This is a genomic window from Aeromonas sp. FDAARGOS 1416 (genome assembly GCF_019048085.1).
Classification (GTDB): Bacteria; Pseudomonadota; Gammaproteobacteria; order Enterobacterales; family Aeromonadaceae; genus Aeromonas; species Aeromonas veronii.
On sequence record NZ_CP077301.1, the window covers coordinates 2,537,801 to 2,558,480 of the forward strand.

Annotated in this window: 20 protein-coding genes; 12 read left to right on the top strand and 8 right to left on the bottom strand. The window is 60.7% G+C overall.

Features of this window, described 5'->3' with window-relative positions; all coding sequences use genetic code 11:
• Window positions 1-29 precede the first annotated feature (29 nt).
• The 3 genes from I6L46_RS11250 (at window position 30) to I6L46_RS11260 (ending at window position 2,209) form a co-directional block, all read left to right on the top strand.
• Window positions 30-320 carry a hypothetical protein gene (locus tag I6L46_RS11250; RefSeq protein ID WP_040069073.1) on the top strand — a complete coding sequence of 97 codons (291 nt, stop codon included), beginning with the start codon at window positions 30-32 and terminating at the stop codon, window positions 318-320.
• A gap of 277 nt (window positions 321-597) precedes the next feature.
• Entirely contained in the window at window positions 598-1,959 is a 1,362-nt protein-coding gene (gene yegQ, locus I6L46_RS11255) for a tRNA 5-hydroxyuridine modification protein YegQ (RefSeq protein WP_216975521.1), read from the top strand.
• 1 nt (window position 1,960) lies between these two features.
• On the top strand, window positions 1,961-2,209 hold the full coding sequence (locus I6L46_RS11260; RefSeq protein ID WP_005334896.1) for a YfhL family 4Fe-4S dicluster ferredoxin: 249 nt from the start codon (window positions 1,961-1,963) through the stop codon (window positions 2,207-2,209).
• Window positions 2,210-2,284: 75 nt separating this feature from the next.
• Here I6L46_RS11260 and I6L46_RS11265 read toward each other — a convergent pair whose 3' ends face one another.
• On the bottom strand, window positions 2,285-2,677 hold the full coding sequence (locus tag I6L46_RS11265; RefSeq protein ID WP_005334898.1) for a DUF1090 domain-containing protein: 393 nt from the start codon (window positions 2,675-2,677) through the stop codon (window positions 2,285-2,287).
• A 158-nt stretch (window positions 2,678-2,835) separates the two neighbouring features.
• Here I6L46_RS11265 and I6L46_RS11270 point away from each other — a divergent pair, with 158 nt between their 5' ends.
• Entirely contained in the window at window positions 2,836-3,189 is a 354-nt protein-coding gene (locus I6L46_RS11270) for a DsrE/DsrF/TusD sulfur relay family protein (protein WP_005334901.1), read from the top strand.
• Window positions 3,190-3,225: 36 nt separating this feature from the next.
• Here the strand turns inward: I6L46_RS11270 and I6L46_RS11275 are convergent, their stop codons facing one another.
• Window positions 3,226-4,449: an MFS transporter gene (locus I6L46_RS11275; RefSeq protein WP_216975523.1), complete on the bottom strand. Its 1,224-nt coding sequence runs from the start codon at window positions 4,447-4,449 to the stop codon at window positions 3,226-3,228.
• 200 nt (window positions 4,450-4,649) lie between these two features.
• A complete protein-coding gene (gene sohB / locus I6L46_RS11280) occupies window positions 4,650-5,657 on the bottom strand; it encodes a protease SohB (protein ID WP_216975525.1) in 1,008 nt (335 codons plus the stop codon).
• Between the two features lie 222 nt (window positions 5,658-5,879).
• Between sohB and I6L46_RS11285 the strand changes: the two genes are divergently transcribed.
• Window positions 5,880-6,635, top strand: a complete 756-nt coding sequence (locus I6L46_RS11285) for a YciK family oxidoreductase (protein WP_005334909.1) — start codon at window positions 5,880-5,882, stop codon at window positions 6,633-6,635.
• Window positions 6,636-6,767: 132 nt separating this feature from the next.
• Complete coding sequence (locus I6L46_RS11290; protein ID WP_216975527.1) at window positions 6,768-7,682, top strand: LysR family transcriptional regulator; 915 nt, start codon at window positions 6,768-6,770, stop codon at window positions 7,680-7,682.
• A 13-nt stretch (window positions 7,683-7,695) separates the two neighbouring features.
• Here I6L46_RS11290 and I6L46_RS11295 read toward each other — a convergent pair whose 3' ends face one another.
• Window positions 7,696-8,868, bottom strand: a complete 1,173-nt coding sequence (locus I6L46_RS11295) for an MFS transporter (protein WP_216975529.1) — start codon at window positions 8,866-8,868, stop codon at window positions 7,696-7,698.
• Between the two features lie 182 nt (window positions 8,869-9,050).
• Between I6L46_RS11295 and I6L46_RS11300 the strand changes: the two genes are divergently transcribed.
• Entirely contained in the window at window positions 9,051-10,196 is a 1,146-nt protein-coding gene (locus I6L46_RS11300; protein WP_216975531.1) for a MalY/PatB family protein, read from the top strand.
• Between the two features lie 81 nt (window positions 10,197-10,277).
• Window positions 10,278-11,711: a TAXI family TRAP transporter solute-binding subunit gene (locus I6L46_RS11305; protein WP_216975533.1), complete on the top strand. Its 1,434-nt coding sequence runs from the start codon at window positions 10,278-10,280 to the stop codon at window positions 11,709-11,711.
• Window positions 11,712-11,833: 122 nt separating this feature from the next.
• Here the strand turns inward: I6L46_RS11305 and I6L46_RS11310 are convergent, their stop codons facing one another.
• Window positions 11,834-12,748 (bottom strand): LysR family transcriptional regulator, encoded by a 915-nt coding sequence (locus I6L46_RS11310; protein ID WP_005353868.1) that lies wholly within the window; start codon window positions 12,746-12,748, stop codon window positions 11,834-11,836.
• A 170-nt stretch (window positions 12,749-12,918) separates the two neighbouring features.
• Here I6L46_RS11310 and I6L46_RS11315 point away from each other — a divergent pair, with 170 nt between their 5' ends.
• The 4 genes from I6L46_RS11315 to ygjK all read left to right on the top strand — a co-directional run bounded on the left by I6L46_RS11315 (window position 12,919) and on the right by ygjK (window position 18,396).
• Window positions 12,919-14,175, top strand: a complete 1,257-nt coding sequence (locus I6L46_RS11315; protein WP_005347796.1) for an adenylosuccinate synthetase — start codon at window positions 12,919-12,921, stop codon at window positions 14,173-14,175.
• 196 nt (window positions 14,176-14,371) lie between these two features.
• Window positions 14,372-14,908, top strand: coding sequence for a YbhB/YbcL family Raf kinase inhibitor-like protein (locus I6L46_RS11320; protein WP_069526371.1), 537 nt, complete (start codon window positions 14,372-14,374; stop codon window positions 14,906-14,908).
• 11 nt (window positions 14,909-14,919) lie between these two features.
• A complete protein-coding gene (locus tag I6L46_RS11325) occupies window positions 14,920-15,720 on the top strand; it encodes an AraC family transcriptional regulator (protein WP_216975535.1) in 801 nt (266 codons plus the stop codon).
• A gap of 195 nt (window positions 15,721-15,915) precedes the next feature.
• Window positions 15,916-18,396, top strand: a complete 2,481-nt coding sequence (gene ygjK / locus I6L46_RS11330; RefSeq protein ID WP_216975537.1) for an alpha-glucosidase — start codon at window positions 15,916-15,918, stop codon at window positions 18,394-18,396.
• A 100-nt stretch (window positions 18,397-18,496) separates the two neighbouring features.
• Here the strand turns inward: ygjK and I6L46_RS11335 are convergent, their stop codons facing one another.
• The 3 genes from I6L46_RS11335 to I6L46_RS11345 form a co-directional block, all read right to left on the bottom strand.
• Window positions 18,497-19,048 (bottom strand): hemerythrin domain-containing protein, encoded by a 552-nt coding sequence (locus I6L46_RS11335; RefSeq protein ID WP_005353878.1) that lies wholly within the window; start codon window positions 19,046-19,048, stop codon window positions 18,497-18,499.
• A gap of 70 nt (window positions 19,049-19,118) precedes the next feature.
• The gene (gene ung / locus I6L46_RS11340) at window positions 19,119-19,796 is read right to left on the bottom strand and encodes a uracil-DNA glycosylase (protein ID WP_005353881.1); all 678 of its coding nucleotides are present in this window, start codon (window positions 19,794-19,796) and stop codon (window positions 19,119-19,121) included.
• A 69-nt stretch (window positions 19,797-19,865) separates the two neighbouring features.
• On the bottom strand, window positions 19,866-20,606 hold the full coding sequence (locus tag I6L46_RS11345) for an ABC transporter substrate-binding protein (RefSeq protein WP_216975538.1): 741 nt from the start codon (window positions 20,604-20,606) through the stop codon (window positions 19,866-19,868).
• Between the last annotated feature and the right edge of the window lie 74 nt (window positions 20,607-20,680).

The following is a 20,680-nucleotide window of genomic DNA, read 5'->3' on the forward strand; positions in this document are numbered from 1 at the left end:
GGCATCATCGACATCAGAGTGTTCATATCATGTTTGAAGTCTGGGACGAGCATGGTCACGCCACCGGTCTGACATTGCAGGCGCTCAAAGTCAGAATCAGCAACGACTATCAGGGTGATCTGATGGTACGCTACAGCAACAAGCTGGGACTCCCCACGACCCTCTTTCTGACCATCCATCAGGGCGTTGCCTATCAACGCTTCAAAGCGGGCTCGCCAAAACTGGATTGGGAATGGCTGGCCACCGCAGGCAATGGCCACAGCCCCCGCAATTTTATGAGCGAACAGTTTCCCGATTTTCAACTCGCACTGGATAATTGAACATCAGCAACTATCGCTAACCCACCATCAAAGATTCCCCAAAAGCTGATTTTCCATTCGCATGATATTCCTGCCAAATTGCATGATGACGTGGGGGCGAGTACAATCTCGCACCCCGAATATCCGGCGCATCTTCTTTCGATAACCCCGGATATGCCGTCATCGGGTCGCGCTGCATTGAGCCTCCTCTCGGAGGGCATCTTGCACCGCAGCTCAACCACTACGATGCCATCAGGTGGCATCGTCCTGATTTGCAATCAGATATAAAGAGTCCGCCATGTTTAAACCAGAATTGCTCTCCCCCGCAGGTTCCCTCAAGAACATGCGTTATGCCTATGCCTATGGCGCTGATGCCGTCTATGCCGGTCAGCCCCGCTACAGCCTGCGGGTGCGCAACAACGAATTCGATCACGAAAACCTGCAGTTGGGCATCAACGAAGCCCATGCACTAGGCAAGCAGTTCTATGTGGTGGCCAACATCCAGCCCCACAACTCCAAGCTCAAGACCTTTATCCGCGACATGCGCCCTGTGGTGGAGATGAAGCCGGATGCGCTGATCATGTCCGACCCCGGTCTTATCATGATGATGCGTGAAGCCTTCCCGGATATGCCCATTCACCTCTCGGTGCAGGCCAACGCGGTCAACTGGGCCACGGTGAAGTTCTGGCATCAAATGGGCCTGAGCCGCGCCATCCTCTCCCGCGAGCTGTCGCTGGACGAGATCGAAGAGATCCGCATGCAGGTACCGGAGATGGAGCTGGAAGTGTTCGTTCACGGCGCGCTGTGCATGGCCTACTCCGGCCGCTGTCTGCTCTCCGGCTACATCAACAAGCGTGACCCCAACCAGGGCACCTGCACCAACTCCTGCCGCTGGGAGTACAAGGTGCACGAGGGTAAAGAAGATGACGTGGGCCAGATCGTCCACCGTCAGGAGCCCATCGCAGTGCGTCCGGACAACACCCTGGGCCTTGGCAAGCCGACCGATGCGCTGGTGCTGCTGGAAGAGTCCAACCGCCCGGGCGAGTACATGAGCGCGTTCGAAGACGAACACGGCACCTACATCATGAACTCCAAAGATCTGCGCGCGGTCGAGCACGTCGAGCGACTGACCAAGATGGGCGTTCATTCCCTGAAAATCGAAGGGCGCACCAAGTCTTTCTATTATTGCGCCCGTACCGCTCAGGTTTACCGCAAAGCCATCGACGATGCGGTGGCGGGTCGTCCGTTCGACCGCAGCCTGATGGGCACCCTCGAAAATCTGGCCCACCGCGGCTACACCGAGGGCTTCCTGCGCCGTCACAACCACAGCGAATACCAGAACTACGACTACGGCTACTCCGTCTCCGACACCCAGCAGTTTGTCGGCGAGATCACCGGTCGCAAAGGTGACATGGTCGAGGTCGAGGTGAAGAACAAGTTTCTGGTGGGCAACAATCTGGAGCTGATGACCCCTCAGGGCAACGTCCGTTTCAATCTGGAGCAGATGGAGAACCGCAAAGGGGAGCTTATCGACACCGCGCCGGGCAACGGTCACGTGGTCTATGTGCCGGTCCCGAAAGATCTGGATGTGAACTACGGCATTTTGCTGCGCAATCTGGGCGACAGCCAGGATACCCGCAACCCGCACACGGCGGCCTGAGATGGCGCTGCTCATCACCGACAAGTGCATCAACTGTGACATGTGCGATCCCGAGTGCCCCAACCAGGCTATCAGCCTGGGTGAGGAGATCTACGAGATCGACCCCAGTCGCTGCACCGAGTGCGTCGGTCACTATGAGAAGCCGACCTGCATCAGTGTCTGCCCTATCGACTGCATCATCTGGGATCCCGCCCACGTGGAGACCGAAGATCAGCTGATGGAGAAGTTTGTGCGGATGCACAGGCAGTAGCTGATGCACAGACCGTAAAACGAAAAAAAGGCCGAGCAATCGGCCTTTTTTGATCCTGCGTGCAGCGGCTGGCTATCACTTACCGACCAGCCGGATCAGTTTGTCCAGCTCCCGCTGGGCCTCCAGCATCCGGGTCTGGGACTCCTCCAGCCTGGCCTGCCGCTTGGCAATCTTCTCCGGTTTGCCACTGACTCTCGCCTCCTGCAGCTCGAGCAGACGCTCATCCACCTCGCCACGCAGTTTGTTAACCCGCTCTTTCTGCTCCTTGAGCAGACCTTCATCGGTACAGTTGGCCTTGATATTGCGCGCAGCCTGTTCCAGCCCGGCAATCTGCCCGGCATTGTTGTGTGCTTTGGCAAACACCAGCTGGTCGTTGACGGCCTGCAGACGAGCCTTGCAACCGACCGCCTCACTGCCAAAGGCCTGACCCGCCAACAGCAGCAAGCCGGCTCCCAATACTTTCCACATCTCGATTCATCCGGTCTTGTTTGCGAGCTGACCATAAAAACCTCGATCGGCAGCAGGGTCAAGCAAGCGGGAAAAAGGTGCGACAGAAGTTGTGCAACATCACGCAATTGCCACCCTGTTGGTTCTACAATGGCGCTCTTTCCAATCGGGAGTCTGTTATGAATCAACAAATTGTGGTCATTGCCAACGGTGCCCCCTATGGCAGCGAATCCCTGTTCAACGCCCTGCGTCTCGCTATCGCCCTCAACGAACAGGGGGGTGCCAGCCTGAAGCTGTTCCTGATGTCCGATGCGGTGAGTGCAGCGCTGGCCGGTCAGGCTCCGGCCGAAGGGTACAACCTGCGCCAGATGCTGGAGATTCTGCTGGCACAAGGCGTCACCATTCGCCTGTGCAAGACCTGCACCGATGCCCGTGGCATCACAGCCCTGCCGCTGATCGAGGGCATTGAGGTCGGCACCCTGCCGATGCTGGCCCAATGGACCCTGGCTGCCGACAAGGTGCTGACCTTCTGAACCATAAGGGGCTGGCCAGCGGCGAAGTCAGCCCCGTTAGCCTATCACCGACTCCTGCCGGGCACTTCGCCGACCATGATGTCGGGCGCCAGCTTCATAAAGCGCAAAAATCGCCACACAAAGCAGCGCCATCAGCACATAGAGTAATTGGCCGCGCCACTGCTCGAGGATCCAGCCTCCCAGCAGGGCGCCGGCGGCCCCTCCCAACCCGGCCAGTGCGCTGGCACCAAAGTAGCTCCCCTTGAGGTGGGTAGGAGCCATCTGGTCGATCAGCACGTTGAGCAGGGGGAAGAGGATGGTCTCGCCGATGCTGAGCAACAGCACGGCGCCAAACCAGTGGCTGCGCACCATCGGGTCCCCCAGCGCGAAGAGCAGCTGGGCCGCCAGAAAGAGCGCCATACCGATATGAAGACGCACCCGTACCGGCCAGCGTGACAACAACCTCAGCAGCGGAAACTGTAGCAGCACCACGGTAAGGGCATTGGTCGCCACCAGCAGGGCAACCAGCTCGGCCACCTGCGGCATACCAGCCCGGGTCAGGTACTGCACCAGCGGCGAGTGAAACTGGGAGTAGACCAGCACCATCAGGAGATTGGCCATCACCAGCAGCAGGAAGGCGCGATCCGCCAGCAACACCTTGATGGCATCCCGCAGTCCGGGGCCAGCTGCACCCGGCTTGCCTGTGCTGCCAGCCCGGCGAAATCCCCAGCCAAAGGCCAGCGCCAGCAGCAGATAGCTCACCACCAGAAACAGGAAGGTCTCCTGCTGGGCGTTGATCCCGAGGGTCACCCCCATTAGCGGCCCCAACGCGGCCCCCAGGTTGAGCAGAAAATAGCGCAGGTGCAGTGCCAGCTCCCTCGCCTTGGCCGAGGCCAGACTGTCGGCCATCAGCGCCTTGCCGGGGGCATCGATGAGCCCCGACGAGAGGCCGCTACCCATCACCCCGACCCCAAGCCAGAACACCGCATGGGAGAAGCCGAGCAGGCCGAAACAGAGCATCGCCACCAGACAACCGGCCATCAGTATGCTGCGCCGCCCGAAGCGATCAGAGAGCCAGCCGCCGTAAAAACTGACCAGGGTAGAGAGGGCCATCGAGCCACCCAGCAACAGGCCGATGAAGGTGGCCGAAAGGTCATACTCCCGATAGAGCAGAATGGAGAGGAAGGGCCACACCATGTAGTAGCTGGTACGCACCATAAAGGTGCCCAGAATGACGATCCAGACCAGCGGGGTAAATTGCCTGAAGGTGCTCCATGACATCGCTATGCTCCATGCCCCGCAGCTCTTACCACAAGATCCTGTCATAAACGGGGAAAGCATTCAGTTGTAACAGAGGGCCTCAATAGAAACAACCCTCGCTCACCAACAAGGTGCAACCGGATGCAAAAAGGCCAGCCGATGGGCATCGGCTGGCCTTTTTATCGCGGGATTTCCCTCGGGCGAACGCCAGAGGGCCAGGCTTAGCGCCAGGGGCTCTGCTGCCACAGCCGCCCAAGTCCGGCTTCAAGCGCCTGCGCGCCCTGCTGCCCCAGCTTCTGGGTCAGACTTTTTGGCTTGCGATAGCTGATGCCGATCACCTTGTGGTGGCTGGCCTGCGCCAGCAGATAGTCATCACTGGTGCAGAGGGTATCCACCAGCCCCAGCCCCTTGGCCTGACTCGCCAGCCAGTGCTCACCGGTCGTGACCTGATCGATATCGAGTTGCGGGCGGTGTTCGGCCACAAAGGCCTTGAATCGCTCGTGGATCGCCGCCAGCTCCTCGCGAAACTTCTCGCGCCCCAGATCGTCGTTCTCGCCGAACATGGTGATGGTGCGCTTGTACTGACCGGCGGTGTGCATCTCGAATTCGATGTCATGCTTTTTCAACAACTTGTTGAAGTTCGGCATCTGGGCGATCACCCCGATGGAGCCGACGATGGCAAAGGGGGCAGCCAGGATCTTGTCCGCCACGCAGGCCATCATGTAGCCGCCGCTCGCCGCCACCTTGTCGATAGCCACGGTGAGCTTGATGTCACGATCGCGCAGTCGCTGCAACTGGGAAGCGGCCAAGCCATAGCCATGCACCACGCCGCCACCGGATTCGAGTCGCAGCAGCACCTCGTCGCCGGGCTGGGCGACGCCGATCACCGCGCTCACCTCCTCGCGCAGGGAGGCTACCTCTTTGGCATCCATGCTGCCGTTGAAATCGAGCACGAACAGACGACTGCGCTCATCCCCCGCCTTGGCGCGTTTTTTCTGCTCCTCTTTTTGCTGCTTTTCCAGCACCTTGCGCTCGGCCTTGCTAACGAGCGCGCTCTTGAGCGCAAATTGCCCCTGCTCCAGCTCGCTCGAGAGATCGGTCACCACCAGCTCCCCCTTGCGCGCTTTCGGCTGGCGAGTGCTCACAATCATCAGGATGATGGCGCCGATGGACAGCAGGAAGGTCACTGTCTTGGCCAGAAACAGGCCATATTCGGTCAGAAATGTCACGATGGACTCCAGAATGGATCGGTTTTTGTCACATTCTAGGGAGTTTGGTGAATGCGCGCAAAAAATCGCAGCCAGTGCCCGGAAAAACCAACCCGAGCATCACAACCTCTCTATTTTCTTCACATTTTTCTTGCCGCTGGCTGGTCAAACAGGCGCGCGGATCAGTACACTTGGTGCCGATTGCCATGCACTTATGGCCGGAATTTGTTAACAGGAGTTGTCATGCTCGATTATCAGGCACCCCGCGATCTGCTCAAGGATAAAGTCATTCTGGTCACAGGTGCCGGCGACGGGATCGGCCGCGAAGCCGCCCTCACCTACGCCGCTCACGGTGCCACCGTGATCCTGCTCGGCCGCACCAGCGCCAAACTCGAAGCCGTGTATGACCAGATTGAAGCGGCCGGTTATCCGCTGCCCGCCATCGTGCCGGTGGATCTGAAAGGGGCCACCGCCGCCCACTACCGCGGCATGGCCGAAACCTTCGCCCAGCAGTTTGGCCGCCTCGATGGCGTGCTGTTCAACGCCGGTCTGCTCGGCACCCTCTCTCCGTTTGAACATATTCAGGAGAAGGAGTGGGACGAAGTGATGCAGGTCAACGTCAAATCGGAATTCCTGCTGACCCAGGCGCTGCTGCCGCTGCTGCGCCAGACTGCCAAGGCGCAGGGCGATGCCTCCATCGTCTACACCTCCTCCAGCGTGGGGCGCAAGGGGCGCGCCTACTGGGGCACCTATGCCATCTCCAAATTTGCCATCGAGGGGATGATGGAAGTGCTGGCCGATGAGCTGGAAAACACCGGTGTGCGGGTCAATACCCTAAACCCGGGCGGTACCCGTACCAAGATGCGCGCCAGCGCCTTCCCGGCGGAAGATCCCATGAACCTCAAGACTCCAGCTGATCTGATGCCGCTCTACCTCTACCTGATGGGGTCGGACAGCCGTGGCAAAACCGGCCAGACCTTTGTGGCTCAGCCAAAATAAACAAGTTGCGTGGCCCAGCCCAAATAAATCAATAAAATACCCAGAGTGTTGTGCGGCAGGGGTTAAATTGAATAGGGGGCACAGGCTCCCTGTTCGAACCACTGACCATCCTATCTCCAATCAGGTTGAACTATGTTTCGTCCCAAGAGCACGTTTGAGCAATGGCGGATCTTTCAGGCGGTGGTCGACTGCGGCGGCTACGCCCAGGCGGCCGAGGCGCTGAACAAGAGCCAGTCCTCCCTCAATCATGCGGTTGCGAAGTTGCAGCAAAGTCTGGGGGTGCCCTTGCTGGAGGTGCGCGGCCGCAAGGCGGTGCTGACCCCGGCGGGCGAGATCTTCCTCAAGCGTGCCCGTCAGCTGAGCCAGCAGGTGGAGGAGCTGGAGAATCTGGCCAACAACCTGGAGCGGCAGTGGGAGCCGCAGATCAACCTCTATGTCTCGGCGCTGCAACCAAGGGATCGCCTCTATCGGGCCTTGGCCAGCTTCTATCCCCGCAGCCGGGGTTGCCGGGTCAACCTGCACGAACGCATTCACTGCCACTTCAACGCCCTGCAACCGGGGGACCTGATGCTCTCCGAGCACCTGCCCGGCGATCGCACCGGCCTGTTGCTGGACGAGGTATGCCTGCTGCCTCTCTGCGCCGCCAGCCATCCGCTGGCACAGGAGGAGGGAGCGATCCGCAGCGATGTGCTGACCGGCCACAACCAGATCAGCCTCCATCCCCCCATTCACCGCTCGGTGGACTGGAACGATGCGGATGACACCGGCTGGAAGGCGACCCACTACCACGAAGTGCTCGCCATGCTGCGCCTCGGCCTCGGCTATGCCTGGCTGCCGCGCCATCTGGTAGAGCGGGAGCTCGCGGAAGGTTCACTCATACAGCTGGATCTGGAGAGCGGCAACGAGCGCCACCTCTACACCTACCTGCTGACCCTCTCCCCCGAATCTCTCGGCCCTGCGACCGAGCTGCTGCTGCGCTGCCTGCGCAACGAGTATCAGGGCGAGTCATCGCCGCTCCCGCACGCCCAGCCCCGGCACGACAAATAACAGCCAGCCCCCGTCAGACGTTGGGCACCCGCCAGCTGGCGGCCAGTGCCACCAGTGCCAATCCCAACGCCACCATAAAGACCCCGTGGAAACTCCACACCTCCGCCACCACACCGGCGATGGCCCCCGCCATGATGGAGCCGGTGCGGATGCTGTTGGCAAACAGGGTAGTCGCCACCCCGGCTCGCCCCGGCATCAGATCCTGAAAGTAAGACATGCCGATCCCCGCCACGATACCGATGAAGATGGCGTTGAACAGCTGCAAGGCGATCAGGGCGTATTGGTCGGTGAGGGTCACCAGACCTGTGTAAAAGGCCGCGCCAGCCAGCACCGCCAGCAACATCATGGGGCGCTTGCCAAAGCGAGCCGTGTAGTAACCCGCCAGCAGCATGAAGGGGATCTCCAGCGCCGCCGCCGTGCCCATCAGGATCCCGGCAAGCTTCTCATCCATCCCCAGTTCCCGGGTGATGTAGAGCGGCATATTAATGAGGTACATGCTGTTGCAGGTCCACATCAGGGTGGAGGCGATAAAGAGCGCCCGCACCGCCGGATCCCGCCAGCTGCTGACCCGCTCGCTCTCTTCAGCCTGCTTGGGCAGTGGCAGAGAGGGCAGCCAGCGCCACACCACCAGCGCACAGAGCAGGTAGGCCAGTGCCGAGGCCAGGTACATCAGCTCGAAACCGTAGCCGATGGCCAGCGCGAAGGCGATGGGCGGACCTATGACCCAGGCCAGCGAAAACTGGGCCCGCATCACCGAGCTGAACATGTCCGCCCGCCGGTTGCGGCTGTCAGAATACTCCCGCGCCAGCGCAAACAGCTGGGGACTGGCCGTGGCCGCCAGCGCCGCCAGCATCACCCCCAGACTCGCCAGCAGCCAATAGTTACGGTTCCAGGCAAACAGCAAGGAGAGCGCCACCCCGGCAAAACAGCAGCGCAAGATCAGTCGCTTGCGATCCCCCTTGTTGTCGGAGCGGTGGCCCAGCCACTGGCTGACCAAAATGCCCACCACCGCATTGATGGTATAGAAGAGCCCGACCAGAAAGGGGCGCACCTGCACCTCCTCGGCCAGAAACAGACTTAAGGTAGGCACCTGCAGTGCCACCGCGACGCCGGTCATAAAGGTCACGGCAAGAAATGAAAGAGAGACGGGGTCCAGGCGTTTGACCGCCGCTATCGACAAGCTCATAGGGTTACCACTGATTGGAAGGACGATACGGGCTAACGGGCGGCAGCCGTATGAAAATTCGGCGCCTATCTTATGTCACTATCAAGAGCGGGCTCAAGGATGGCATAAGCGGGCGTGCGCCTTGCGAGGGAGGCCGCGACCCCGTAGAGTGAAAGCCCATCCTGCCAGCACAAGGAGTTCGCATGTTTGATTTTGATCAGGAAGTAGACCGCAGTGGCACCATGAGCCTGAAATGGGACAAGTACAAGGGTCAGGATGTGCTGCCCATGTGGGTTGCCGATACCGACTTTGTCTCCCCCCCGTCCGTGATCGAGGCGTTGACCAAACGAGTTGTCCACGGCATTTTCGGCTATTCACGCCCCTCGCCGCGCCTGATCGAACTCATTATCGAACGGATGGCGACCCGCTATGGCTGGGCCATCGAGCCCGAATGGCTGGTGTTCCTGCCCGGCGTGGTGCCGGGGCTCAACCTTGCCTGCAAGGCGTGGAGCCAGCATGGCCGCGGTATCATCACCCCCAAGCCGGTCTATTACCCCTTCCTGCAGGCGCCGGGCTTCAATGATCGTCCCCTGCTTACCGTGCCGATGATTGAAGACGCCGGTCGCTGGGTGCTGGATCTGGCAGAGCTTGAGCGTCAGGCCCCCGCCGCAGATCTTCTGCTGCTCTGCAACCCCCACAACCCGGGCGGCACCATCTTCACCCGTGACGAGCTGCTGGCCATCGATGCCATCGCCGCGCGCCACAATCTGGTGATCTGCTCCGATGAAATCCACTGCGATCTGCTGCTGGATAAAAACGCCCGCCACATTCCCTACGGCGCCATCAGTGCGCAAGCGGCCGAACGCTGCGCGGTGATGATGGCCCCGAGCAAGACCTTCAATATCGCCGGTCTCTGCTGCTCCTTCGCCATTATCCCCAACGCCCGTCTGCGCTTCAGGCTGCAACAGGCGATGCGCGGCATCAGCGCCGACGTCAACCTGCTGGGCTTTGTCGCCGCCGAAGCGGCCTATGAGGGTGGCGAACAGTGGCTGACCGAGCAACTCGACTATCTGGCGGCCAATCTGGCCCTGATCCAGCAAGCGGTGGCTCGCTGGCCCGGCATCAAGCTGGCCAGTCATCAGGCGACGTATCTGGCCTGGATCGATGTGAGCGCCCTTGGCCTTGCCGATCCCATCGCCTTCTTCGAGCAGGCCGGCGTTGGTCTCTCCCCCGGTGCCCAGTTTGGCGACGGCCAGTTCGTGCGACTCAACTTCGGCTGCACCAGGGCACGGCTGACCGACGCGCTGGCGCGGATGGAGCGGGCAATCCTCAACCACAGCAAGCCCTGATCAGCCAGCAACGGGATGGGCAAGCCCCATCCCTTTTACCCTGTGTCATCAGCCAGCGGTCAACTCAGTCAACGGTCAATTATGTCTCTACGGATCTTGCATCACCTTCTGCTCCCCCTCTGTGCACTCTCTGCGCTGCTCCCCTTTGGCAGCCAGGCGCTGACTATCGGAACAGGCCCGCTCAATGGGGTCTACTACCCGACCGGTGGCGCCATCTGTCGGGTGCTCAATGCCGGCCATGCCCTGCATGGGGACAGCTGCACCGTGCAGAGCACCCGTGGCTCGATGGCCAACCTCAAGGCACTCGACAAGGGGGACGTACAGCTGGCGCTGGTGCAGTCCGATGTGTTGCACCACGCCCTGCACGGCACCGGCCCCTTCAGCGGGCAGGGTGCCAACAATGAGCTGCGCAGCCTGTTTCGCCTCTATCAGGAATCGTTAACCCTGCTGGCCGCCCCCAATAGCGGCATCACCACCCTGGCAGATATCGAAGGGAAACGGGTCTATCCGGGCAACAACGGAGCCGGTGAGCAGATCACCAGTCAGGCCCTGATGGCAGCCATGGGATGGCAACCCGGGCAGTTTGCTGCCTATGAGCTCAAATCGGACAGCGAACCGCTGGAAGGGCTGTGCGATGGCTCGCTGGATGCCGCGTTTGTGGTTGCCGGTCACCCCAGTCTGGCGGTCGGCGATCTGATCAGCCGCTGCAAGGTGCGCCTCATCCCCATCGAAGGGGAGCAGATCGACACGCTGCTCAAGCAACACCCCTATTACCAGCGCAGCCGCATCGCTGCCAACCTCTATCCGGGGCAGACCACCGCCATCAACAATATCGGGATGAGTGCCGAACTGGTGGCGCTGGCCAGCCTGCCGGACCCCATCGTCCGAACCGTGCGCGATACCCTGCTGGCCCGGGTCAAACAGTTCAGTCGGCTGCATCCCGCCCTGAGCAAGGTGACCCCCGAGCAGTTGCAGGCGCAAACCGAGCTGCCCCTCCATGCTGGGATGTCGGATCAACCGCCAGCCCCCTTGCCACTGACCCCCGAGCAGTTAACCGCGGAACAGCTGACACTAGAGCCGTTAACACCAGCGCCATCGGCCTCGGAGGCGGCACCAACGGCAGAGCAGGTGAGTGCCGCCAACGGGACAACTGCGCCCCTTGAAGCGCCCTCTGACGCGACCACCACCAGCAGTGCCGCAGTGGCCACAGAAGCCACAGAAGCCACAGAGGTTAATCCCTTGCCCGAAGAGGCGCTCGAGGTCACCCCCGAGCTCACTGCTACGCCGACCACCGAGGGGGAAAGAGTGGCTCCTTCTGCCGCAGCGTCAACGGTTCCACCACCATCGGCTGCCGCTTCGACTCAGTGGCCACAAAGCGTCTCTGCGGCCACCGCGCAGCAAGAACAGGCAAACCATCCTGCCAGCAGCGCAGTTGCTGACGAAACCCCACCGCAGGATAAAACCGACACGCCTCCCGCCCCTGCCACCAGTGCAGCCACACCGCCGCAGCACTGAGTGGTCAGCTCCCACAAACGCATCAGGGCAGCCTCGGCTGCCCTGATTATTGATATGCGCTCGATAGTGGCGCAATTGATGGCAGCACAGTCACCCCGAGGCCTGCTCACCTTGCCGCCCCGCTACGGCTCCATCACCCGGGTCAGATAGGGGTTGGGCTTCTGGATCTCCTCCTCCACCCAGTGCAGCAACTGCTTGATGGCCCGCGACAACACCTGATTCTGGCGCACCACGTAGCCCAGACTGGTACCGGGAAAGTCGCCGAGGCTGGTGACCGGCGCGGTGAGGTTGAGGCGCGGATGCAGGGAGAAGTCCGGCACGATGGCGACACCAAAGCCCGCCTCGGCCCAATCCAACTGGGCGTCCACGCTGCCTACCTCCATGATGCGGCAGGGGGGCAAGGCCAGCAGCGGCAGGGACGGGTCGATCAGCGCCCGGGTGCGGGTGTCGTGACCGAGCAGGATCAGGGTCGGCTCGTCGAGGGGGTCGCTCTCCCCCGCCACCGCCCGCGCCTGCCAGCGGGCAAGGCCGTGGCCCAGCGCGCACCAGGTTACCTGTTGCAGCTCGGTATAGAAGAGCGGTTCGCTGCGCTTTTGCGCCATGACAAAACCCAGATCCGCCTTGCCCGCCTTGACCAGCTCGGCGGCCTGATCCGAAGTGGTGTTGAACAGAGTGAGGTCGATGCCGGGGAACTCCCGCTTGAAGCGCTGGAACGGCTGGATAAGCAGCAGGCGGGAGATGATGTCGCTGGCGGCGATGGCCAGCGTCCCCTGACTCAGCTGGTTGAGGGCATTGAGATCGGACTGGCAGAGCTGCAACTCGGCAATGGTGCGCTCGGCGCTTTGCAGCAGCCGCTCCCCCGCCTGCGTCAGGCGAAACGGGCTGCGCTCGATCAGCCGCACCCGGGTCGCCTGCTCCAGCCGTTTGATATGCAGGCTGACATTGGGCTGGGTCATGTGCAGCTCGGTGGCGGTCTGGCCAAAATGTTGCAATCGGGCCAGGGTGACAAAGGTTTGCAGCCAGTGAATATCCAGCATAAGAGTCCCTCAACCCGCGAGGTGCGGGGCTTGCCAGGCAAAATCGGACGGTTTGCCGCTTAATTGGCCATAATTATATGGTTCTCTTATCGGAATTATAAAGATAATTAATTTTTCTAATCCGCATCAGGCTCCTAGGATGGACGCCTAACGTCTTAGGAGAAAGAGTCATGTCGTCTATCGTAGTCGTAGGTGCTAACTGGGGTGATGAAGGCAAAGGCCGCATCGTGGATTATCTGGCAGGTCAAGCTGGCGCCAGCATTCGCTTCCAGGGCGGCAACAACGCTGGCCACACCGTGGTCAACGACCTTGGCACCTTCAAGCTGCACCAGGTTCCGAGTGGCGTATTCAACCCGGATTGCCTGGTTGTCCTCGGCCCGGGCATGGTGATCAGCCCCGAGAAACTGACCGTCGAGCTCGAGGAAGTCAAAGCCTCCGGCGTGACTCCGAAGCTGGCCATCTCTGACCGCGCAACCCTCTGCCTGCCGCTGCACGCACTGGAAGATACCCTGGAAGAGCAACGTCTGGGTGACGGCGCCTATGGCTCCACCCGTCAGGGCATCGCTCCTGCCTACGGCGATCGCGTGATGAAGAAAGCGATCCTGGTCGGCTGGCTGAAACAGCCGGACGTGCTGGTCGAGCGCATCCAGTTCATGCTGGACTGGAAACTGCCGCAGATGAAGGCTATCTACCCCTCCTTCGAATTCACCCAGACTGCCCAGGAAATGGCCGACTGGCTGCTGGAAGTCTCTGCACCCTGGATCGACGCAGTGTGCAACGTCAGCATGCCGCTCAAAGCGCTGCAGGCTGAAGGCAAGACCCTGCTGTTCGAAGCCCAGCTGGGCGCTGGCCGTGACCTGATCTACGGCGAATACCCCTGGGTGACCTCCTCCCACGTATCTGGCGCCTACGCCGGTATCGGTGGCGGTCTGCCGGGTCTGCGTCCGGAGCGCGTCATCGCTGTGGCCAAGGCATTCAGCTCCTCTGTCGGTACCGGCACCCTGCTGACCGCCATGGAGAACCAGGACGAGTTCCGCAAGATCACCAATGAGTTCGGCGCTACCACCGGCCGTCCCCGTGATGTCGGTTACTTCGACGCCGTCGCCACCAAGAACGGTGTCGAGCTGCAAGCCGCCACCGAAGTGGCACTGACCAAGCTGGACTGCCTGACCGGCCTGCCGGACCTGAAGATCTGCGTGGCCTACGAAGGTGCCCACACCGAGAACCCGATTTGGCCGCAAACCGCTGCCCTGAAGCCGGTTTACGAGCAGATGGAAAGCTGGAGCGAAGACATCACCGGCTGCCGCACCTTTGAAGAGCTGCCGCGCGCTGCCCAGCAGTACGTGCTGCGTATCGAAGAGCTGCTCGGCGTACCGGTTCCGATGGTTTCCGTCGGCCCGGGCCGTGACGAGATGATCCTGCGCTAAGCCGCATTTCTCATCGTCAAACAAAAAACCGGCATCCCTGATGCCGGTTTTTTTATGGCTGCCGTTTACCTTCTTGCCATAAAACCACTCAAAGGCTCAATTAACTCACCAATCGACCTCACATTGAGCCGTTCTGCAATAACATTCTACCCTGCCCTCGTTAAAGTGAACCAGTTACCACACGAGGAGTCACCCGATGAAATTGCTCAAACAGAGTGCCCTGTTGCCACTGCTCTGCCTGACGGCCATGCCAGCCTTTGCCATGACCCTGAAGAGCACGGACATTCACGAAGGCCAGTTGATGGCCAAACAGTTCAGCTTCAACGGCTTTGGCTGCAGCGGCGACAACCACTCGCCCCAACTTAGCTGGCAGGATCTGCCGGCAGGCACCAAGAGTGTTGCCATCACCGCCTATGACCCCGATGCCCCTACCGGCAGCGGTTGGTGGCACTGGTTGGTGGTGAACCTGCCTGCCACCCAGAGCGAGCTGGCCAGCAATGCCTCCGGCAAGCTCAAGCAGGGATTGGAGATCCGCACCGACTTTGGCAGCCAGGGTTACGGCGGCCCCTGCCCGCCCGCTGGTCACGGCATGCACCGCTATCAGTTCACCGCCTGGGCCCTGCCCCATGATCTCGAGGTGAAGGCTGATACCCCGCCCGCTATGGTAGGCTACATGCTCAACAGCATGGCGCTCGGCAAAGCCACTCTGACCGCCACCTTCGTCACCCCCTAGGAGCCAACCGGATGAGCACTTCCCTGCTGCAACAGAGCCACTATCTCGGGATCCGCCAGCAGCCCCTGCACCGGGTGCTCATCTACGCCCCGACCCTTATCTGGGTCACCCAGGGGAGCAAGCAACTGTGGTGGCGCGAGCGACGTCTGTCGTTTGACAGGGAGCGGTGGCTGCTGATCCCGGCAGGCCACCAGCTCACCTTCGTCAATCAGCCGGAGCAGGGCAAGTTTCGCTCCCACGCCATCACGCTGCTGACCCCACCACCGCCGGAGTGGCTGGCCGAGTCAGCCCCTTCCCACGCCGACCTGGAGGAACCCGCCGTCAAGATCACCCCCGGGCTCGCCTTCTGCTTTGAGCTCATCAGCACCATGGCCGAACGGGGACTGAGCGAAGCAACCCAGGCCGAACTGCTGCGCGGTTTCTATGCCGAGCTACGGGCCGCCAACGCCCTCGGGTTGCTCTTTCCCGCCAGCACCATGACCCTCGCAGAGCGGCTGGCACGCTACCTGGCGGTGGAACCCGGCATGGACCACACCCTGGAGGCAGTGGCCCCCCACTTCTCCATGAGCCGCGCCTCCATGGTGCGCAAGCTGGCCGCCGAAGGTCGCAGCTTTCGCCAGTTGCTGGCTCAGGTGCGCATGAGTCACGCCCTCAATCTGTTGCAACAGGGCCTGACCCCGCTGGAGGTCGCCCTCGCCTGCGGTTATGACTCCCCCAGCCGCTTTGCCGCCCGCTTCAAACAGGAGTTTGGCCTGACGCCCCACCAATACCTGCACACCTGTCCTGCCAGATTGGCGAGCAACGAAAAGTAAAATATTACTTAAAGGCCATTCTATGTAACCTGATGTAACCCGGTGATCCCGCTCACATTGCCGCCTCTTCAGAGTGTGATCTCGCGCCAACGCTCCCTTTCCCCTTGCCATACAATGGCTACCGAACACCTTTTCACTAAAAATAAGCGTAAAAAATCTTCCTTTTAACCTACATAAACGGAATTGGAGCGAGAAATGTTTCGTAAAACTTTACTCTCGGTAGCCCTAGGCACCGCCCTGTTCGGACTGACCGCCTGCAACGATAACCAGACAGAGAGCTGCACAGTCGCCAAACCGGAGCAGGCCATCCAGTACAAGGACGTGATCGACCGTCGGGGAACACCAACCCAATTCCGCGACTTTGACAGCTACTCCAACCTCAAATACAACCCGCTGCTCGATCTGGGGGCATGGCACGGTTTCCTGCTGCCTGCCAGCGACAAGGAGTGGGGGGGCTTTACCGGCCCCATGGTCATCTCCGAGGAGTACAGCCTCTTCTTTGCCAGCGAGCTGGACAAGCTCACCCTGAGCGATGCGAGCGGCTGCCCGTTCCCGCTCACCAGCGCCCGCAAGCAGGAGGTGTACGCCATTCCCGGTGCGCTGGTGCAACGCTTCGAGTTCGAGCCCTTCACGCTGGAGCTGGAGCTGCGTTATGGCGATACCCGCACCGCCCTTATCCGCACCCGACTCATCAACCAGACCGATACCCCGCTCACCCTCAACCTCAACTGGCAGGGCGAATTGCTCAATCAATGGGATGCCAAGGATACGATTGCCAGCAAATATCCAGACTGGACCCGCACCATCAGCGAGAGCGACAAAGGAATCGAATTCCAGTTCGGCAAACTGCGCAGCACCTGGAACATCATGCAGAGCGGCAGCGCCCGCTATCGCATCGACCGCACCCTGCCAAGTCGCACCACCCTCGACCAGAAGACACTGGGCTACCAAAGCGACGCCAGCATTACCCTGGCCGCCAAGGGAAGCGAAGATATCTACACCCTGCAGAGCTATCTCCACTCCGCAGATGACGCCAGCCGCCATCAGCAGAGCCGTCAAGCCCTGCTGGCCAACCCGGCCAGCTATTTTGCCGACTCCATCCGCCGCTGGGAGAGCTACCTTGCCAAGGGTCTCTCCAATCAGGGGATCCCCGAGTCGGAGCGTCGCATCGCCGTCAAGGCGATGGAGACCCTCAACGGCAACTGGCGCTCCCCGGCTGGCGCCATCCTCCACGACGGGGTAACCCCCTCCAATACCGCCCGCTGGTTCGACGGCGTCTGGGCCTGGGACAGCTGGAAGCACGCCTATGCCATGGCACACTTCAACCCGGAGGTAGCCAAGAACAACGTGCGCGCCATGTATGACTATCAGGTACAGCCGGATGATCCGGTGCGACCGCAGGATGCGGGCATGGTGATCGACGCCGTCTTCTACAACAAGCTGGCGGATCGCGGTGGCGATGGCGGCAACTGGAACGAGCGCGATACCAAGCCGCCCCTTTCCGCCTGGGCCATCTGGGAAATCTACAGCGCCACCAAGGACAAGGCCTTTATCGCCGAGATGTATCCCAAGCTGCAGGCCTACCACGACTGGTGGTACCGCGCGCGGGACAACAACCGCAACGGCATCATCGAATATGGCGCCACCAAGCATGTGGAGCACAATGACGAGTACGGCAATATCACCTTCAAGGTGCAGTACTCCAACGGTATTCCCGCCGGGCTGGATCTCTCCAGCTGTACCAGTGAGGGGGATGGCTGGTATGCCTGCGCCGGTATGCCGCTCTATCAACAGGTGTTGAACGTGGGCGGTTACAGCGACATGGATATCGGTGCCCAGCACGGCGCCGGTTGGGAGTCAGGCATGGACAACGCCGCCCGCTTCGGCTTTATCGAACCGGGCCAGCTGCAACGCTATGCCGACAAGATTTATGGCGGAGATTTGGCCAAGGCACGTCAGGACTGGAACGTCGCCTTCTTTGAAAACCATCAGGACAATGGAGATTTGATCGGTTTCTCCATCGATCAGGAGTCAGTGGAGCTCAACGCCTTCCTCGCCAAAGAGAAACGCATTCTGGCAGACATGGCCGACCTGCTTGGCAAGCCGAACGACGCGAGCCGCTACCGCGATGGCGCGGCCCAGCTGGCTGGTTACATCAACAGCTGCATGTTCGATGAGGCGTCAGGCTTCTATTACGATCGTCAGATTGCTCAGGGGGATGTGGCTGACGGCAACGGCTGCGTCGGCAAATTGCTGACCGCCCGCGGCCGTGGCCCGGAAGGGTGGAGCCCGCTCTGGGCAGAGGTCGCCGACAAGGAGAAAGCGGCGCGGGTGCGCGAGGTCATGCTCAACGCCCAGGAGTTCAACACAAAGATTCCGCTGGGCACAGCCGCGCTGACCAACCCGGCCTACGACCCCAATATCTACTGGCGCGGCCGGGTATGGCTCGATCAGTTCTACTTCGGGGTGAAGGGGCTGGAGAACTACGGCTACCGCAGCGATGCCGAGGCTCTGGTCAACAAGCTGTTCAACAACGCAGAGGGCTTGGCGGGCAGCGGCCCCATCCGCGAAAACTACAATCCGGAGACCGGCGCCATGCAGGGGGCAAGCAACTTCAGCTGGAGCTCGGCCCACCTCTATATGCTCTATCGCAACTTCCTGAAACCACAGGCGTAAGCTTGCTCCACCATGCAAAAGGCCTCCGGATGGAGGCCTTTCTGTTTTCACTCAAGTTGCACTCACACAATACCCGCCACGCTGCGGGTTCGGGCTCGTCTTAGCCGGTCGTGAGCGGCAGAGAGAGGCGTTTGGCCAGAGCCTGGAAGTGCTGACTCACCTCAGCCCCGAACAGGGGGTCGCCAATGGCGCGGTTCTGCCAGTTTTGCTCCAGATGACGCCAGTCATCCTCGGTCAGGGAGTCACGCAGATGGGGGAAGATCACCCCCTCTTCGTAGTTCATGTGCGCCTCTTGCAGCTCCACGAAGCGCTCCAGCTTGGTAGTGAACTGATCGAGCGGAATCACCGCATCCATCAGGATCATCTCCACCATCTCCTTGAGATCGGCCCCGGCCTCCAGCAGCTTGACGTGCTCCTCCTGCAGGCGGTTGGCGACCTCACCCTCCACCACCCGATATTTCAGGTAGTAGTCATAGATGAGATCTTCCTTGGGATGATGGTACTTGTCAGAGACCTCCCGTAGGTAGTCGATGACATCGCGCACCAGAAAATAGCTGATGGGCTCTTCGGCACGGATGGCTGCCAGCTTGTGCTTGAGCAGCTCCAAAAGTCGGGCGATGTTGAGATGGTCCTTGTGCAGACTGGATAACATGGGCACTCCTTGGCTCTGAATTAATCTCATGTCCCTGAGTATACGGTCATTTGTCGCCCGAACTTTGCACTCAATCAAGTGGGATGCAGACAGATTTCCACTCTATCGGACTCTTGCCCTGTTGTTCCAGCAAGCGATTGGTCTCGCTAAAGTGGCCGCAACCGATGAAACCGCGGTGGGCAGATAGTGGGCTCGGGTGCGGCGCGGTCAGCACATAGTGTCGCTGGCGGTCGATGAAACGTCCCTTCTTCTGGGCATGTGCCCCCCACAGCAGGAACACCACGCCCTGACAGCTGGCATTGATCTGTTCGATGACCCGATCGGTAAAGGTCTCCCATCCCAGATGGGCGTGGGAATGGGCCTGACCGGCCTGCACCGTCAGCACAGTGTTGAGCAGCAAGACACCTTGTTTGGCCCAGGATTCGAGAAAGCCGTGATTGGGTGTGACGAAACCTGGCAGGTCACGCTGCATCTCTTTATAGATGTTGACCAGTGAGGGAGGCGTACGCACGCCGGGCAGAACGGAGAAGCAGAGCCCGTGCGCCTGATTGGGGCCGTGGTAGGGATCCTGCCCCAGGATCACCACCTTGACCTGATCCAGCTCGGTCAGCTTGAAGGCATTGAACACATCGGTGGCTGGCGGGTAGATCACCTTGCCCGCTTCCCGCTCGGCTCTGACAGTTGCCAGCGTACTCTTGAAATAGTCCTGCTCTTTCTCAGAGCCAATCACATCACTCCAGGTCAGCACCCCGGCCTCCTCACTTGATACGGCGAAGGGATCAGGATAGGGGGCCAGCCCGCAAGACGCAACCGTGGCTCACGCTTTCCAGAGCCTGGCTAGGCGCCCCGAGCGCTCCAGCTTGAGCAGGCCGGTATTGAACAGCAGCATCAGACGGCGCGCCTCGGGATCTGCCTTGCGCATCAGCAGGTATCCCGGTTGCGACCAGATGGGGTCGGCGGCACCGGTCAGTGACAGCGATTGGGGATGACGAACGAGCGCCTGCTGGAACAGAGTCTGTGCCACCTGCTCATCCATCACCAGATAGTGGATCCGCCCGTCAAGCAGCTTGCCCATGCTCTCCTCATCGGAATCTGACCACTCGAGGGTGAGCCCGGCTTGGCGAGCGGCAAAACCATCGCCATAGAAGTAGCCACGAGTCACCCCGACCGGCTCGTGTTTCAGCTCACCCAGATTGACCGCGGGCGTACCGGTCAGCGTCATCAGGCGAGTGGTGAAATGGCCGAGCGAGGCGGAGAGATAGAAAAGCTGCTCCCGCTCGCGGGAGCGAAACCAGGGCATGGTGACCACATAGCGCCCCTCCAGAGTCAGTCGGTAAGCCTCGGCCCAGGAATAGAAGTGAAAGCTGACATCGAGCCCCTCTTCGGCAAAGGCCTGGCGCACCACCTCACAGAGAAAGCCCTGATTGGGCAACGACTCACTGATATAGGGCGGCCACTCGCCCACAGCAATACGCACCGTCTCGGCCCGCACCGCAACACTGCTTGCCCAGCAACAGCACAGGGCGAGCCATACCCACTTTCGCCACCCATTATTCACCCGGCACTCTCCTCGTTTTTTTTGCTGAGTGTAGCCAACCCCTCAATTAACCTCAGAAAAAGCCGAAAAGATGT